This is a genomic window from Rhizobium sp. Leaf341 (genome assembly GCF_001424325.1).
In the GTDB taxonomy this organism is placed as follows: Bacteria; Pseudomonadota; Alphaproteobacteria; order Rhizobiales; family Rhizobiaceae; genus Ferranicluibacter.
Map to the genome: position 1 here is coordinate 63,211 of NZ_LMPE01000016.1, position 1,098 is coordinate 64,308.

Below are 1,098 nucleotides of genomic sequence, written 5' to 3' on the forward strand. Positions count from 1 at the left end.
CCAGCAGCATCTTCTCGACCGGCAGCGCAGGTGCGCCAGGCACGTCGCCGATTTCGGGCGGCGGATCGTCGCCGGCAAGCCTTTTCCGCACCGCGCCCGAGCGTCAGGACGCACAGTCGCCCTACGCTCGTCAGACGCTGCCTCTCCAATCCTCGGATGCGGGCTATCCAGCCGGAGCGGGCGGTGTGCCCACGGCTGCAAATGGCATGCCGGCCGAAGCGGCGCTCGCGAACCTGGCGCCCTCATCGCCACCGCCAGCCGCGCGCACGCCGGAGACGGCGGCATCGCTGATCGGGCTCTTCGGCCCCGCCCGCGCAGCCGCTGCCGCGGCGCCCGGCGCAGGGACGCGCGGAAAGGCGGGCAACACGCCGCCTGTTGCCCATGGAGCCGGAATGGCCCCGCAGCAGGCGGCCGCGCTCAGCTATACCGCCCTTCCCGGCATCCGGGCGCGTTCGATGTTTGCGACGGTGGATGACACCGCCGAGAATCACGATGATGCAAGCCCGAAGGTACAGATGGCGTCACTGTCGGGCCTTGCCCGTCTGGCGCCGAGCGGCCTGCTTCTCCAGACGGATACGGTTGAAACCGGCTGCTTCAAGCCGCAGCTGCTGAACATCCTGAAATCGGTGGAACAGCATTTCGGCAAGAAAGTGCTCGTCACGTCGGGACGGCGCAGCCTGAGTCACAATATCCGGGTCGGTGGACGGCCGCAGTCGCGGCACCTGACCTGCGAAGCTGCCGATATCCAGGTGGCGGGCGTCAGCAAATGGGACGTTGCGACCTTCCTGCGCGGCACGCAAGGTCGTGGCGGCGTAGGCACCTATTGCCACACACAGTCCGTCCATATCGATATCGGACCGCAGCGGGACTGGAACTGGTCCTGCGGACCAAGGGATGCATAAACACCTGATTTGACGAAGCATTCCGGCACGGGCGCAACTGCCTTCCACAGGTTTGAACTTTTTACGACAAAATGGCATTTGCGGCTTGCGATCCTGAAAACCGCTGACTATAAGACGGCCACCGCAAAGCGACTGCGCCCTTCGTCTATCGGTTAGGACACCAGATTTTCATTCTGGGAAGAGGGGTTCGACTCCC

1 protein-coding gene is annotated in these 1,098 nt (G+C 64.8%); it reads left to right on the plus strand.

The window, feature by feature from the left end; genetic code table 11:
* On the plus strand, nt 1-902 hold a 902-nt coding region (locus ASG03_RS19755), incomplete at its 5' end, for a D-Ala-D-Ala carboxypeptidase family metallohydrolase (protein WP_156381896.1).
* Nucleotides 903-1,098: the final 196 nt, after the last annotated feature.